This is a genomic window from Nocardiopsis mwathae, assembly GCF_014201195.1.
Classification (GTDB): domain Bacteria; phylum Actinomycetota; class Actinomycetes; order Streptosporangiales; family Streptosporangiaceae; genus Nocardiopsis_C; species Nocardiopsis_C mwathae.
On record NZ_JACHDS010000001.1, the window covers coordinates 3,711,368 to 3,726,234 of the forward strand.

General features: G+C 71.6%; 14 protein-coding genes and 1 riboswitch. Of the genes, 10 read left to right on the top strand and 4 right to left on the bottom strand.

Annotation, left to right across the window (positions count from 1 at the left end; translation table 11 throughout):
• Position 1 precedes the first annotated feature (1 nt).
• Positions 2-1,207, bottom strand: a complete 1,206-nt coding sequence (locus tag HNR23_RS15955; RefSeq protein WP_221308719.1) for a PP2C family protein-serine/threonine phosphatase — start codon at positions 1,205-1,207, stop codon at positions 2-4.
• 455 nt (positions 1,208-1,662) lie between these two features.
• Here HNR23_RS15955 and HNR23_RS15960 point away from each other — a divergent pair, with 455 nt between their 5' ends.
• From HNR23_RS15960 to HNR23_RS15970, 3 genes are all read left to right on the top strand, one after another.
• Entirely contained in the window at positions 1,663-2,367 is a 705-nt protein-coding gene (locus HNR23_RS15960; protein ID WP_184076352.1) for a biliverdin-producing heme oxygenase, read from the top strand.
• A 20-nt stretch (positions 2,368-2,387) separates the two neighbouring features.
• A complete protein-coding gene (locus HNR23_RS15965) occupies positions 2,388-3,044 on the top strand; it encodes a TetR/AcrR family transcriptional regulator (RefSeq protein WP_184076354.1) in 657 nt (218 codons plus the stop codon).
• Positions 3,045-3,184: 140 nt separating this feature from the next.
• Positions 3,185-3,460: a hypothetical protein gene (locus tag HNR23_RS15970; protein WP_184076356.1), complete on the top strand. Its 276-nt coding sequence runs from the start codon at positions 3,185-3,187 to the stop codon at positions 3,458-3,460.
• 13 nt (positions 3,461-3,473) lie between these two features.
• On the opposite strand, the gene HNR23_RS15975 is transcribed toward HNR23_RS15970, so the two are convergent.
• On the bottom strand, positions 3,474-4,433 hold the full coding sequence (locus tag HNR23_RS15975; RefSeq protein WP_184080408.1) for a 3'-5' exonuclease: 960 nt from the start codon (positions 4,431-4,433) through the stop codon (positions 3,474-3,476).
• 234 nt (positions 4,434-4,667) lie between these two features.
• Here HNR23_RS15975 and HNR23_RS15980 point away from each other — a divergent pair, with 234 nt between their 5' ends.
• The 3 genes from HNR23_RS15980 (at position 4,668) to HNR23_RS15990 (ending at position 8,181) form a co-directional block, all read left to right on the top strand.
• The gene (locus tag HNR23_RS15980) at positions 4,668-5,636 is read left to right on the top strand and encodes an asparaginase (RefSeq protein WP_184076358.1); all 969 of its coding nucleotides are present in this window, start codon (positions 4,668-4,670) and stop codon (positions 5,634-5,636) included.
• A gap of 201 nt (positions 5,637-5,837) precedes the next feature.
• Positions 5,838-7,043, top strand: a complete 1,206-nt coding sequence (locus HNR23_RS15985; protein ID WP_184076360.1) for an NAD(P)/FAD-dependent oxidoreductase — start codon at positions 5,838-5,840, stop codon at positions 7,041-7,043.
• A gap of 34 nt (positions 7,044-7,077) precedes the next feature.
• On the top strand, positions 7,078-8,181 hold the full coding sequence (locus HNR23_RS15990) for an IS630 family transposase (protein ID WP_184076362.1): 1,104 nt from the start codon (positions 7,078-7,080) through the stop codon (positions 8,179-8,181).
• 185 nt (positions 8,182-8,366) lie between these two features.
• On the opposite strand, the gene HNR23_RS15995 is transcribed toward HNR23_RS15990, so the two are convergent.
• Positions 8,367-8,558, bottom strand: a complete 192-nt coding sequence (locus tag HNR23_RS15995; protein ID WP_184076364.1) for a ferredoxin — start codon at positions 8,556-8,558, stop codon at positions 8,367-8,369.
• A gap of 181 nt (positions 8,559-8,739) precedes the next feature.
• Entirely contained in the window at positions 8,740-9,702 is a 963-nt protein-coding gene (gene pip, locus HNR23_RS16000) for a prolyl aminopeptidase (RefSeq protein ID WP_184076366.1), read from the bottom strand.
• 243 nt (positions 9,703-9,945) lie between these two features.
• Between pip and HNR23_RS16005 the strand changes: the two genes are divergently transcribed.
• The 4 genes from HNR23_RS16005 to gcvH all read left to right on the top strand — a co-directional run bounded on the left by HNR23_RS16005 (position 9,946) and on the right by gcvH (position 14,865).
• On the top strand, positions 9,946-11,649 hold the full coding sequence (locus HNR23_RS16005; RefSeq protein ID WP_184076368.1) for an AMP-binding protein: 1,704 nt from the start codon (positions 9,946-9,948) through the stop codon (positions 11,647-11,649).
• A 190-nt stretch (positions 11,650-11,839) separates the two neighbouring features.
• Positions 11,840-12,898: a 3-deoxy-7-phosphoheptulonate synthase gene (locus tag HNR23_RS16010; protein WP_184076370.1), complete on the top strand. Its 1,059-nt coding sequence runs from the start codon at positions 11,840-11,842 to the stop codon at positions 12,896-12,898.
• Positions 12,899-12,953: 55 nt separating this feature from the next.
• A riboswitch (glycine riboswitch) is annotated at positions 12,954-13,055 on the top strand.
• A 145-nt stretch (positions 13,056-13,200) separates the two neighbouring features.
• Entirely contained in the window at positions 13,201-14,316 is a 1,116-nt protein-coding gene (gene gcvT / locus HNR23_RS16015) for a glycine cleavage system aminomethyltransferase GcvT (RefSeq protein ID WP_184076372.1), read from the top strand.
• A 168-nt stretch (positions 14,317-14,484) separates the two neighbouring features.
• Positions 14,485-14,865, top strand: coding sequence for a glycine cleavage system protein GcvH (gcvH, locus tag HNR23_RS16020; protein WP_184076374.1), 381 nt, complete (start codon positions 14,485-14,487; stop codon positions 14,863-14,865).
• The last annotated feature ends 2 nt before the right edge of the window (positions 14,866-14,867 follow it).

Sequence of the window (14,867 nt, forward strand, 5' to 3'; positions counted from 1 at the left end):
CTCACCCTTCATCCCCGTGGGTGAGCAGCAGCATGGCGACGTCGTCCTGGAGCGGGCCGCCGTTGTGCCGCTCGGCCTCGTCCACCAGGTGCTCGGGCAGGTCGACGATGGAGCACCCGCTCTTCAGGACGCCGTCGAGGATGCGGCACAGCCCCTGCACCTCCAGGCGCGCGGGCGCGGCGCCGTCGTAGGCGTCGACCAGGCCGTCGGTGTAGAGCATGAGGGTGGCGCCCTCGGGGAAGGGGAACTCCTCGACGTCGACCTCGGCCTCGGGGAACACGCCCATCGGCGGGCGGGGCACGGCCGGCACCTCTTCGACCGCGCCGCCGTTGATGACCAGCGGCGGCGGGTGCCCGAACAGGCGGATCCGCGCCTTCTCGCTGGCCACGTCGAGGCTGACCTGGCAGAGCGTGGCGTACATCTCGTCCTGGGCGCGCTCGCTGGTGAGGATCTCCTCCAGCGCGGGCAGCACGGCGTCCTCGGCCACGCCGCCCATGACCAGGGCGCGCCAGGCGATGCGCAGGCTCACGCCGAGGGCGGCCTCGTCGGGGCCGTGCCCGCTGACGTCGCCGATGATGGCGTGGGTGGTGCCGTCCTTCTGCACGGCGTCGAAGAAGTCGCCGCCGACCAGGGCGCGCTTGCGGCCGGGGCGGTAGAAGGAGCGGTGGCTGAGCGGGGACTCGTCCAGCAGCACCTGGGGCAGCAGGCCGCGCTCCAGGCGCATGTTCTCGCGGGCGTGGAGCTCGGCCTCGCGCAGCTGGCGGGCGTTCTCGTCGGCGCGCTGGCGCTCGACGGAGTAGCGCAGGCTTCGGGCCAGGAGGGAGCCGTCGACCTGCCCCTTGACCAGATAGTCCTGGGCACCGGCCGCGACGGCGGCCACGCCCTCGTGTTCGTCGTTGAGTCCGGTGAGGACGACGACGGCCGCGGATTCGGCGGTGGTCAGCACCTCGCGCAGCAGGTCCATGCCGCCGGCGTCGGGCAGGTTGAGGTCGAGGAGCACGCAGCCGCGGAAGTCGTCGAGGTGCTCGCGCGCCTTGCCGAGCGTGTCGACCCAGGTGATGCGGGCGTCCAGCGCGGTGTCGGCGAGCAGCTCCTCGACGAGGAATGCGTCCTGCGCGTCGTCCTCGATCAACAGGATGTCGACCGATTCAACGGCGGCCGATGCGCGGCCGGTCCCCGCCGGCCCCGCGGAATCGGGATCTACCATGGTCACGGGCTCGTGTCCTGTTTTCCTTGTATCCACACATCGCCTCTACGTCGACCGGTCTTCCCCGGCACCATCGTCGTGCTCCACCCGGCGCACGGGGGTCCCTCCCACCCCCGGACCAGGATCGCGGGGCATCGGCCCCAGTGACTTCTCCGAGACGGTGACCGCCGGCTCAGCGAGGCCCGATGATCCTTTGCGGCAGTCAAACGATAATCGCCCGGCCCTTTTCGCCGCCAGCGGGATTGCACGAGAGACATCCAACGTCCTGACCGGCCGGGCCGACGCGCACCGCACCCTGGTGCAACGCCAGGATACCGGCCCCACCGCGCCGTCGACGTGGGCGTCATCCCACCCCGTTTTCGCGACACTGTGTCATCATCGACTTGACAGCCACACCCTTCTTGCTGACATCATGTCAGAAACGTGTCCGATATGGACAGGAAAGAGGGACAGGCGTGGAGACCCACCAGCACGCAGCGACGACGGAGCCGACCCCCGAGCCCCCCGCCCCCACCGACCCCTTCTCCGCCGAGCTGAAGTCCGCGACCTGGGCGCACCACGAGGAGGCCGAGGAGCACGCCTTCACCCGGGCGCTCCTGGACGGGACACTCCCCCGCGACGGCTACGCCGCCATGGTCGCCCAGCACTACTTCGCCTACGTCGCACTCGAAGAGGTCGGCCGCACCCTGGCCGACGACCCCGTCGCCGGGCGCGTCGTCTTCCCCGAGCTCTTCCGCGTCCCGGCGCTGCGCCGCGACCTCGCCGCGCTCTACGGCCCCGACTGGCGCGACCGCATCTCCCCCACCCCGCCCACCCGCACCTACGTGGCGCGCATCGAGCAGATGGCCGACCGACCGGGCGGCTACATCGCCCACCATTACACCCGCTACATCGGTGACCTGTCCGGCGGCCAGTTCATCCGCAGGGTCGCGGCGCGCGCCTACGGGCTGACCCCCGAAGAGGGCGTCTCCTTCTACGTCTTCGACGAGCTGGGCAGCCTGCCCCGGTTCAAGGCCGAGTACCGGTCCCGCCTGGACGCGCTCGACCTCGACGAGGCGACCCGGCGCCGGATCGTCCGCGAGACCCAGCTCGCCTATCAGCTCAACGTGGAGGTCCTCGCCGACCTGGGCCGCAGCCACGCACCTGGGGCGGCCGCCTGAATCGTGTCACCATAGGTGGCATGCCGAAGATCTCCGCGCCGACCATCGCCGCCCACCGCGCCCAGACCCGCGAGCGCATCCTGGAGGCTGTGGCGACCCTCACCCGCACCCAGGGGATCGACGGCATCTCCATGACCGACGTGGCGGCCGAGGCCGGCATCACCCGAACGGCCCTGTACAACTACTTCCCGGACAAGGCGGCGCTGCTGCTCGCCTTCACCGAGCAGGTCACCCACGGCTTCGTCGACCGCTACAGCCAGGAGCTGCCCGGCGACGCCACGGCGGCCGAGCGGCTCTCGGCGTTCGTCCGCTTCCAGCTGGAGGGCATCGCCGAGCACCCGCACCCGGCCGCCGCCGAACTGGGTGCCAGCCTGGGGCCCGATGCCTACCAGGCGCTGGCCGACCACGTCGCGCCGATGCAGCGGCTGCTCGTGCGGATCCTGCACGACGGCACCGAGGGCGGGGAGTTCCGCGAGTGCCCGGTGGAGGCGACCGCACGCCTGGTGCTGGCGATGATCGGCGCGCAGCGCGTCCCGCTGGTGAGCGACGAGACCACCATCGCCGACGCGCACGTGCTCGTGACCGCCTTCACGCTGCGCGCGCTGGGCGTCGACGAGGAGAAGGTGCGGCGATGCGTGTCGGAGCCCCCACAGAAAGTGACCGAGCGTCAGGACTGATCCGGTCGGCGGCCACGCTGCGTCATTGGGGCGCGGCCATAACCGGACGCATCTGAACCCGCCCCTCCCCAGCAGGCGCCCGATGCGGGAGAATCGGCGGGCGTTGGTGTCCGCTCACTCTCCGCAAAGGCCGCCGAGACGTGTCCCTCCTGCTCATCCTTGCCGGTGCCGCACTGGTCTGCATCGCGATGTTCAACCGCGTCCCGCGGCTGCTCCCCGTCGACCTGCCCGAACCGGGCACGGCCGACCGCAGCGGCCGCGTCGCCGCGCCCCCGCAGCGCGCCCGCTCCGGCGCCCAGGGCCTGCGCCTGGCGTTCGTCCCGGCCCGCCTCACCGAGACCGGCCGCGCCGTGCTCACCACGTTCGGCGGCAGCGTCCTCATCGCCGCCTTCTTCCTCGCCCTCTCCGGCGCCTGACCGCCTCGCGGGGTCAGCGCAGGCGGCGGAGCAGGAGCCGGGCCGCGGCCGTCGACGCCAGCGTGCCCGTGAGCGCGGCCGAGGCCGCCAGGAGGTTCCGGGTGGCGGCACGGCGCCGCGCGTCGTGGGCGGCCTGTTCACGCTCCGCCTCACCGAACCGGCCCCCGCACAGCCCGGGGTCGAACTCCAGCGGGCGCCAGCGGCGCGGCCAGGTCGCGGGCGGCCGGGCGGGCCCTTCGCGTACAGCCGACAGCCGCAGGCCGCTCACCACCGGGGTACGCGGTTTCAGCCGGACCGTTTCCCCGGGCCCGGTCGCGGCCGGCTCGGTGGCGCCGTCGGCGAGGCGTTCGGGCTCGGGGCCGACGTAGCGGAGCTCGCCGGGCGCGTTGTGCAGCAACTCGGCCAGCAGCTGGGCGCAGGCGCGGGCATCGCCCAGGGCCGTGTGCTGGCCGCTCGGCCAGTGCCCGCTGAGCGCGTGGCTGGCCCGGGGCAGGGCGTAGCGGTTCAGGTCGACCTGGGAGCGCAGGGTGCGCAGGGTGCACAGGCCCGGCAGGTCCGCGGGTAGCCCGGCCGGAACGAACTCGGCGGCCAGGAACGCCCCTTCGAAGTCGAGGTGGTGCCCGACGACCACGGCGCCGGAGAAGAGTTCGGCCAGCACGCCGACGAGGTCGGCGGCCTGCGGCGCACCGATGACGTCGCCGGGGCCGATGCTGTGGAACTCCTGGCCGGTGACCGGTCGGCCGGGGTTGACCAGCGTGTTGAGCTCGCGCGTGACCGTGCCGTCGCCGCGCATCCGCACCACCGCGATCTCGCAGACCCGCGCGCCCCGGTCCGGGTCCAGGCCGGTCGTCTCGACGTCGACGACCGCGTAGTCGAGCCCCCTGGCGCTGCGGCCCGCCGACCGGCTCCGGGTGAGGGCTCCCCTGCGGAAGGCCCGCGGACCGGTAGGGCCTTCGTCCGGCACCTCGACCATCCCCTGTCTGCTCGTGTTCACGGTGGGCCCGCGTGCGGTCCGCGGCCGATCCCGGCCGGTGCCGCGCCCCGGTCCACCCTGGCGGATCAGGGACCGACCCTACGGCACCCGCGGGATGAGAGTGGCCCGCGTGCGCGTTTATCCTCTGGTCTGGCACCCCGCCACATGATCCGACGATTGCCGCCGGATCGCCCCCGTCCACGCCGCCCGCCCCAACGACGCCCAGGAGCCCCCATGCCCACGCCGCAGCAGCACGTCTACGCCCCGCTCGCCGAGGTCATCCGCTCGGGGCTCCGGGAGGGCGTGCACTTCGGGACGGTCGTCGGGCTCACCGCCTCCGGCGAGGTCGGCTACGCGCGCGGCGACATCGAGGCCCCCATGTTCCCCCGGTCTTCGGCCAAGCCCCTCCAGGCGCTGGCGTCCCTGCGGGCCGGGGCGCCGATCACCGGCCCCGAGATCGCGATCGCCGCGGGCAGCCACAACGGTGAGGAGATCCACACCGACCTGGCGACGAAGATGCTCTCCGCCTCCGGGCTGACGCCCGACGCCCTGGGCTGCCCCGCCGACCGCCCGGTGTCGCCGCGCGCCCGCACCGCACTGGTGCTCTCCGGGCAGGAGCCGACCCGTCTGCACATGAACTGCTCCGGAAAGCACGCCGCGATGCTCGCCGCCTGCGTCGCCCGGGGCTGGGACACCTCCACCTACCTCGACCCCGGTCACCCGGTGCAGCGGGAGGTCCGCGCGGTCCTGGAGGAGAAGTGCGGCGAGCCCGTCGCGCACACGGCCGTCGACGGCTGCGGGGCGCCGCAGCTGGCCGTGTCCCTGATCGGGCTGGCCCGCGGCATCCGGTCCCTGGTGCTCGCCGACGAGGGCACCCAGGAGGCCGCGGTCGTGCGGGCCATGCGCGACTTCCCCGAGTACGTCGCCGGCGAGGGCCGCGACGACACCGCGCTGATGCGCGGCGTCCCGGGGCTGATCTCCAAGATCGGCGCCGAGGGCGTCATCGTCGTGGCCGCGCCCACCGGTGAGACCGTCGCGGTGAAGCTGAGCGACGGCGACCCGCTGACCCGCGCGCGCACCATGGTCGCGCTCACCGCGCTGCGCGCGCTCGGCGTCGACATCACGCCGGTCCGGCACATGCTGTCGGCTCCCGTCCTGGGCGGCGGCGAGCCGGTGGGCGAGATCCGCCCCCTCACGGACTGACCTCCCCCGCCGGTCTCGGCGAAGGTCACCGGGCACCGGCGGGCCCGCGGTGCGCTCCGCCGGGAGCGGCGCACGACGGAGACCGGGGCGGGAATCCCCCCGGCGCACCGCTCGTTGGGCTTTCACGGGGCCGGAGCCCGACGGGCGGCCGACGGCCCGGCGACACGGCCATCGACGGAGAACGGGGCGGAGCACACTCACATGCGCGACATCGTCATCGCCGGAGCGGGGATGGCCGGGCTGCACACGGCGGAGTCACTGCGCTCGGCCGGGTTCGACGGCACGGTCACCCTCATCGGCGACGAACCGCACCGCCCCTACTCCCGCCCTCCGCTGTCCAAGGAGGTCCTCACCGGGAAGGGTTCCCCCAGGAGCCTGCAGCTGCGCGAGGACGGCGAGATCGACGCGCTCGGCCTCGATCTGCGGCTGGGGCGCCGCGCCGAGCGGCTGCTCGCCGAGGAGCGGGCCGTTCTGCTCGACGACGGCACCCGCGTGGACTACGACGGCCTGGTCATCGCGACCGGGGCCCGGGCCCGCCGCCCCCGGACCGACCTGGCGGGCGTGCACACCCTGCGCACACTGGACGACGCCGAGGCGGTGCGCGCGGCGTTCGCGCGGCCCGGAGGGCACGTGGTGGTGGTCGGTGCCGGGTTCATCGGCTCGGAGGTCGCGGCGAGCGCCCGCGCGTGCGGCTGGGAGGTGACCCTGGTCGAGGCGGCACCCACCCCGCTCACCCGGGTGGTCGACCCGCGCGTCGGCACGGTCCTCACCGAGCTGCACCGCGACAACGGAGTGGATGTGCGGTTGGGCACCGGCGTCACCGCCTATGAGGGCCGCGGCCGGGTGGAGCGCGTCCGGCTGGCCGACGGCACCGCGGTGGAGGCGTCGATGGTGGTGGCCGGCCTCGGAGTGGACCTCAACACCGAGTGGCTGGCGGGGTCCGGGGTCAAGCTGGACGAGGAGGGCGCGGTGCTGTGCGACGCCCGCTGCGCGACGGCCGTGCCCGACGTGTATGCGGTCGGGGACCTCGCGAGCTGGCCGCACCCGCGCTACGGCGGCCGGATCCGCCTGGAGCACTGGACCAACGCCGGAGAGCAGGCGGCCGTGGTGGCGCACAACCTGCTGACCCCCGCCGAGGCGGAGCGGCGGGACTACACCCCGGTGCCCTATTTCTGGTCCGACCAGTACGGGATGAAGATCCAGCTGCTGGGCCGGGCCGCACCCGCCGACACCGTGGAGTTCGTGCACGGAGCGCCCGAGGACCGCAAGTTCGTCGCGTTCCTCGGACGCGCCGACGTGCTCGTCGGCGTCCTGGGGCTGCGCTCCACCCCGAAGACGATGCGCTACCGCACGCTCCTGGAGCAGCCGACCACGTGGGAGGACGCCCTGGCGGCGGCCGGACGCTAGTGTCCTGATTGGTTAGTTCGTTTATGGTTGTGGGATGAGTCTTCCCGGACCGAAACCGCCACCGCTGGACCTGTCCGAGGACGAGCGCACCGAGCTCCAGCGGTGGGTCAGACGCCGCAAGACCGCCCAGGACCTGGCCCTGCGGGCGCGGATCGTGCTCGCCTGCGCCCAGGGCATGTCCAACGCCCAAGTGCGGCGCGAGCTGGGGGTGTCGGCGCCCACGGTGACCAAGTGGCGGCAGCGCTTCGCCGAGCACCGCTTGGAGGGCCTGACCGACGAACCACGGCCGGGCCGGCCGCGCACCGTCACCGACGCCCAGGTCGAGGCGGTCGTGGCCGCGACCCTGGAGACCAGGCCCGCCCACGGCACCCACTGGTCCACACGCTCCATGGCCAAGCACACCGGCCTCACCCAGAACGCGGTCTGGCGGATCTGGAACGCCTTCGGCCTGCAACCCCACCGCACCGAGTCGTTCAAGCTCTCCACCGACCCGTTCTTCATCGACAAGGTCCGCGACGTGGTCGGCCTGTACCTGGACCCTCCCGAACGGGCGGTCGCGCTGTGCGTGGACGAGAAATCCCAGATCCAGGCCCTCAACCGCACCCAGCCGGTCCTGCCGATGATGCCCGGCATACCCGAGCGCGCGACCCATGACTATGTGCGCGCGGGAGTGACCAGCCTGTTCGCAGCCCTGGACACCGCCACCGGCCGGGTGATCACCTCCATCCACCGCCGGCACCGCGCCACGGAGTTCAAGAAGTTCCTGGCCAAGATCGACCGCGAGGTCCCTGCCGAGCTGCAGGTACACCTGGTCCTGGACAACTACGCAACGCACAAGACACCCGAGATCCGCAGGTGGCTGCTGCGCCACCCCCGGTTCCACCTCCACTTCATCCCGACCGGCTCGTCCTGGCTGAACCTGGTCGAACGCTGGTTCGCCGAGATCACCGAGCGGCTGATCCGCCGCGGCACCCACCGCAGCGTCCAAGCCCTGGAAAAGGACATCCGCGCCTGGGCCGCGTCCTGGAACGAGGACCCCCGCCCATATGTGTGGACCAAGACCGCCGAGGAGATCCTCGACAGCCTTGCCTTCTACTGCCAACAAATCAACAAACGAACTAACCAATCAGGACACTAGGGCGTGTTTGACGGATCATTCCCGGCTCGCGGCCACCGGAACGACGCTCGCTGCGCCGCTCCACTCGTAAAGCCGACCTGGATTGACTTCGTGAAGCGGCTTGCGAGCGCCGCCCCGGACGGCCGCTCGCTCACCGGAAAGCATCCGCCAAACACGCCCTAGGACGTGTCCCGTTGGATCGCGCCCTAATCTTCGATGCTGATGGCCTGTTTGGGGCACATCCGCACGGCCTCCTCCAGTCCGCCGCGCAGCTCCTCGGGCGGCTCCTCCTGCAGGATGTAGAGGAAGTCGTCGTCGCGAACCTCGAAGACCTGGGGCAGGATCCCCATGCAGACCGCGTTGCTCTCGCAGCGGTCGAAGTCCACGTTCACCCGCATGTGGCGCTCCTCACTTTCCCGTGTCTTTTCTCCGAGCCTAGCGGCGCTCCATGCGCGTGATCACGTGCGGCCCACCCCTATCCACCGCCTGTCCGCCCTCGCCTCCGATGACCTCGGGAGAACGGTTCGAATTCTCGTCGTGATTCGAACCGCTCGCCCGCGACCATCGGAGGGGTGGGGGTCAGGGACGGTCGGCGAAGCGGTCGGTCGCCTCGATGAGGTGGTGCAGGATGCCGGGTTCGCTGAAGGCGTGCCCGGCGTCGTCCACGATCGTGAACCGCGCCTCGGGCCAGGCCCGGTGGAGGTCGTAGGCGGTGCGCGCCGGGGTGCACACGTCGTAGCGGCCCTGGACGATCACGCCGGGGATGTCGCGCAGCCGCTTGGCGTTGGCGATCAGCTGGCCCGGGGTGAAGAAGCCGCCGTGCACGAAGTAGTGGTTCTCGATGCGGGCGAAGGCCAGCGCGTACTCCGGGTCGGCGTGCTGGGCGCGGATCTCCTCATCGGGGACGAGGGTGACCGTGGCGCCCTCCCACATGCTCCACGCCCGCGCCGCCTCCAGCCGGACCCCGGGGTCGGGAGAGTTGAGCCGCCGGGCGTAGGCGCCGATGAGGTCGTCGCGCTCGTCCTCGGGGATCGGCTCCAGGTAGGCCTCCCACTGCTCCGGGAAGAGGTGGGAGGCGCCCTCCTGGTAGAACCAGCGCAGCTCGTCGTTGCGCAGGGTGAAGATGCCGCGCAGGATCAGCTCGCTGACCCGGTGCGGGTGCTCCTCCGCATAGGCCAGTGCCAGCGCGCTCCCCCAGGACCCGCCGAAGACCTGCCACTTCTCCACGCCGACCATCCGGCGCAGCCGCTCCATGTCCCGGACCATCGCCTGGGTGGTGTTGGACTTCAGATCGACGTCCATGCCGCTGGCGTGCGGCGTGCTCCGCCCGCAGTTGCGCTGGTCGAACAGCAGGATGCGGTACTTCTCGGGGTCGAAGAGCCGCCGGTGTACCGGCCCGCACCCGCCGCCGGGGCCGCCGTGCAGGAAGACCGCGGGTTTGCCGGTGGGGTTCCCGCAGAGCTCCCAGTGGATCCGGTTCCCGTCACCGACATCGAGCATGCCGGTGTCGTAGGGATCGATCGGCGGGTACAGCGTGCGCATGGGGCATGCACCTTCCGTACAGACGTGGACGGTCGTGTGTGACAGAAAGAAGACAGGGCGAAAGGGGCGTGGATCCCGCCGGCGAGCGGGCACAGGGGGCGACGTCCCGCGGCAGCGGCGGCCGTCATGCCAATCCTAGACACCATTCCGCCGCCCGACGATCTTGAGCGGGTCGCCTCGGAAACGCACCTTTCGCCCGGGTAAGGTGACCAGAGTCACAGTGACGACGTGGAGGTTTCGCCCATGTCCAGCCCGGCAGCCCGCGAGTTCCGCTCCGCCCGCGACTTCCTCCTCGACCACCGCGAGGACCAGCACCTGGCCCACCGCGAATTCCGCTGGCCGCGGCCCGAGGAGTTCAACTGGGCGCTGGACCACTTCGACGTCGCGGCCGCCGAGCACCCCGACCGGATCGCGCTGTGGATCGTGGAGGAGGACGGCACCGAGACCAAGACGACCTACGGCGAGCTCGCGCAGCGCTCCGGGCAGGTCGCCAACTGGCTGCTCGCCCAGGGCGTACACCGGGGCGACCGGGTGCTGGTCATGCTCGGCAACCAGGTCGAGCTGTGGGAGGCGACGCTGGCCGCGATGCGCCTGGGAGCGGTCGTCGTCCCCGCCACCACGCTGCTGTCCGAAAGCGACATCACCGATCGGATCGAGCGGGGCGAGATCGCCCACGTGATCGTCAACGCGGTCGACACCCCCAAGTTCGAGGGGGTGGGCGGGCACTGGACGCGGATCGCGGTCGGGATCATGGAGGGCTGGCTCGACTACACCGACTCGCTCCACGCCGGTCTGGACTTCGCGCCGGAGGGCCCCACCCCCGCCGGAGACCCGCTGCTGCTCTACTTCACCTCGGGCACCACCTCCCGACCCAAGATGGTGCTGCACACCCACCTCTCCTATCCCGTGGGGCACCTGTCCACCATGTACTGGGCGGGCATCCGCCCCGGCGACGTGCACCTCAACATCTCCTCGCCGGGCTGGGCCAAGCACGCCTACAGCAGCGTCTTCGCCCCGTGGAACGCCCAGGCCACGGTCCTGGTGGTGAACCAGGCCGTGTTCGACGCCTCCTACCTGCTGGACCAGATCGTGCGGTGCGGCGTCGACACCTTCTGCGCGCCGCCCACGGTGTGGCGGATGCTGATCCAGGCGGACCTTGGTTCATGGAACGTGCCCATGCGCGAGGTGGTCGCGGCGGGCGAACCGCTCAACCCCGAGGTCATCGAACAGGTCCGGCGCGCCTGGGGGCTGACGGTGCGCGACGGGTTCGGGCAGACGGAGACGACCCTGCAGATCGGCAACGGCCCCGGGCAGGAGATCCGGCCCGGCTCGATGGGCCGCCCCATGCCGGGGTTCACCATCGCCCTGGAGGACCCCGTCACCGGCGAGGTCGGCGACCAGGGCGAGATCTGCGTCGACCTGGCCGACGACCCCGTCGGAGTGATGGCCGGCTACGGCGACAACCACGAGCGCACCAAGGAGGTCATGCGCGGCGGCCGCTACCACACCGGCGACGTGGCCACCCGCGACGCCGACGGCTACATCACCTACATCGGACGCGGCGACGACGTCTTCAAGGCCTCCGACTACCGCATCTCCCCCTTCGAGCTGGAGAGCGTGCTCATCGAGCACGAGGCCGTGGCAGAGGCGGCCGTCGTGCCCTCCCCCCACCCGGTGCGCCTGGCCGTCCCCAAGGCCTTCGTCACCCTCGTCGCGGGCCGGAGACCCGACGCCGAGACCGCGCGCGACATCCTCGGCTATGCCCGCGAGAACCTGTCCGCCTACAAGCGGGTGCGGCGGTTGGAGTTCGCCGAGCTGCCCAAGACCGTCTCCGGAAAGATCCGCCGGGTACAGCTGCGCCAGGCCGAAGAGGGGCGCGACGCCGAGGCCGGCGGCCGCAACGAGCACGAGTACTGGGAAGAGGACTTCCCCGACCTCAAGGACTGAAGGACTAAAGGGCTAAAGGACTAAAGGGCTAGAAGGCCGGGGAAAGGACGCGAGGACGACCGGCGCCGGAGGGCGTGCCCGGCGCCGATGACCCACGCCACAAACGTCGGGCAGTGGAAGCCTGACGTGCGCCGCCGCGTTAGTGTTGCCGAAGGCGAACAGCGGCGAACGAGGGGTAGAGGAAGACGGCATGCCGAACACCAACGACACCAGGGTCGAGAGCTACCTTCCGCTCGTCGCACCGCAGGACGTCCTGGCCGAACTGCCCATGGGCCCCGAGCGCAGCACCCTGGTGGAGGACGCGCGCGCCGAGATCAAGCGGATCATCGACGGCGATGACGACCGGCTGCTGGTGATCGTCGGACCGTGCTCGGTCCACGACACCGAGGCCGCGCTCGACTACGCCCGCCGCCTCAAGGACCTCATCCCCTCGCTCAGCGGCGAGCTGTGCATCGTGATGCGTGTGTACTTCGAGAAGCCGCGCACCACTCTGGGCTGGAAGGGCCTGATCAACGACCCCGGCCTGGACGAGACCTACGACGTGCACCGCGGCCTGCGCACCGCGCGCAAGCTGCTGCTGGACGTCGGCTCGCTGGGCGTCCCCTCGGGCACCGAGTTCCTCGACCCGATCACCCCGCAGTACATCGCCGACGCGGTGGCGTGGGGCGCGATCGGCGCGCGGACCACCGAGAGCCAGGTGCACCGACAGCTGAGCAGCGGCCTGAGCATGCCGGTCGGGTTCAAGAACGGCACCGACGGCGACGTGCAGGTCGCGGTCGACGCCTGCGGAGCCGCCGCCGCGTCGCACACCTTCTTCGGCGTCGACCCCAGCGGCGCCGGGTCGGTCGTCGTCACCCACGGCAACCCCGACTGCCACGTCATCCTGCGCGGCGGCCGTTCCGGCCCCAACTACGACGCCGAGAGCGTCGGCGCGGCGCTGGAGGTCATCGAGGGCTCGGACCTGCCCCGCCGGATCATGATCGACGCCAGCCACGCCAACAGCGGCAAGGACCACACGCGCCAGCCGAGCGTCGCCCACGCCATCGGCGAGCAGGTCGCCGCCGGGGAGAAGGGCATCGTCGGCGTGATGCTGGAGAGCAACATCGTCGAGGGTGCGCAGAAGCTCAACGGCGACCCGGACAGCCTCACCTACGGCCAGTCCATCACCGACAAGTGCATGGGGTGGGAGACCACCGAGAGCGTCCTGCGCGAGCTCGCCGAGGCCGTCCGCACCCGCCGCAAGGCCTGAGCGGACCCGCCGCTGGGCGCCGCCCGTCGCCGCTGCTAGGCTGGCCGCTAGTTGCTGACCCCGCACGGGAGAGTGTCCGCGCATCCAGCACGGGCCGCCGAAGGAGCAATTCCTCCCCGAAGACAACCTCTCAGGCGCACAGGACCGTACGGGCGAGACCACTCTGGAAAGCAGGAGCGCACCGCTCCTCGCCGAAGGTGCAAGCCACGCCGTGCGCGGGGTGAAGCTCTCAGGCACCGATGACAGAGGGGGAGGATGGCAACGCCTTTGCAGATACGACGTCCATCCTCTCGGGAGTGCCCATGACGGAGCCCGCAAGCGCCCCCCGCAGAACACCGCTGCACGCGGTCCACGAGCGGCTGGGGGCCAACCTCGTCGACTTCGCCGGGTGGCTGATGCCGCTGCGCTACGGCAGCGAGACCGCCGAGCACCGGGCGGTGCGCGAGCGCGCCGGACTGTTCGACCTGTCCCACATGGGCGAGATCGCCGTGACCGGCCCGCAGGCCGCCGCGTTCCTCGACTACGCGCTGGTCGGACACCTGTCCAAGGTCAAGGTCGGCCGTGCCCGCTACACCATGATCACCGCGGCGGACGGCGGTGTGCTCGACGACCTGATCGTCTACCGGCTCGGCGAGGAGGAGTACCTCGTCGTCGCCAACGCCGCCAACAACGACACCGTCGTCGCCGCGCTCACCGAACGCGCCGCCGGGTTCGACGTCCGGGTCGAGGACCGGTCCGCCGACTACGCCCTCATCGCCCTGCAGGGCCCCGAGGCCGTGCGGATCCTGGCCCCCCTCACCGACGCCGACCTGTCGGAGATCACGTACTACGCCGGCTACCACCACACCGTGGCCGGCCACCCCGTGCTGCTCGCCCGCACCGGCTACACCGGTGAGGACGGCTTCGAGATCTTCGTCCACCCCGGTTCCGACGCCCCCGCCGTGTGGGACGCGCTGCTCACCGCCGGCGAGCCGCACGGCCTGGTCCCGGCCGGGCTGTCCGCGCGCGACACGCTGCGCCTGGAGGCGGGCATGCCGCTGTACGGCAACGAGCTCAGCGCCGACATCACCCCCTTCGACGCCGGTCAGGGCCGGGTGGTCAAGTTCGAGAAGGACGGCGACTTCGTGGGCCGCGCCGCACTGGCCAAGGCCGCGGAGACCGAGCGCACCCGCCGCCTGATCGGCCTGGTCGGCCGCGGCCGCCGCCCCCTGCGCCACGGCCAGCAGGTCCTGCGGGACGGGTCCCCGGTGGGCACCATCACCAGCGGCGCCCCCTCCCCCACCCTCGGCAAGCCCGTCGCGATGGCCTACGTCGACGGCGACCTCGACACCGCCTCCGGCACGTTCACCGTGGACGTGCGGGGGCGCGCCGAAGAGGTCGACGTCGTCGAGCTGCCCTTCTACAAACGGGACCGCTGATGCCCCTGGCCGGCTGCGGCCAGGCGCGAGCCGCGGTGCGGGCGGCGTCGGACACCCGGCAGAATCTCCGCCGGGGCCGAGGGCGCGCCGCAACGTGTACAGGACACGACCGTGCGGGAGCTGTCCCGCGGTGCCGGACGACAACGAAAGATCTCCTGGGGAGTTGAATTGAGCGTTCCCGCTGAGCTGAACTACACGAAAGAGCACGAGTGGGTGGCCATCAACGACGGTGTCGCCACCGTCGGGATCACCGCCTACGCCGCCGAGGCGCTGGGGGACATCGTCTTCGTCGACCTGCCGGAGACGGGTGCCACGGTGGCGGCCGGCGACACCTGCGGCGAGGTCGAGTCGACCAAGTCGGTCAGCGACATCTACGCACCGGTGAACGGCGAGGTCGTCGACACCAACCAGGACGCGGTGGACAACCCCGAGATCATCGGTGAGGACCCCTACGGCCGCGGGTGGCTCTTCAAGGTCGAGCTCGCCGAGGACCCGGCCGACCTGCTGACGCCCGAGCAGTACACCCAGGTCACCGAAGGCGAGGGCTGATC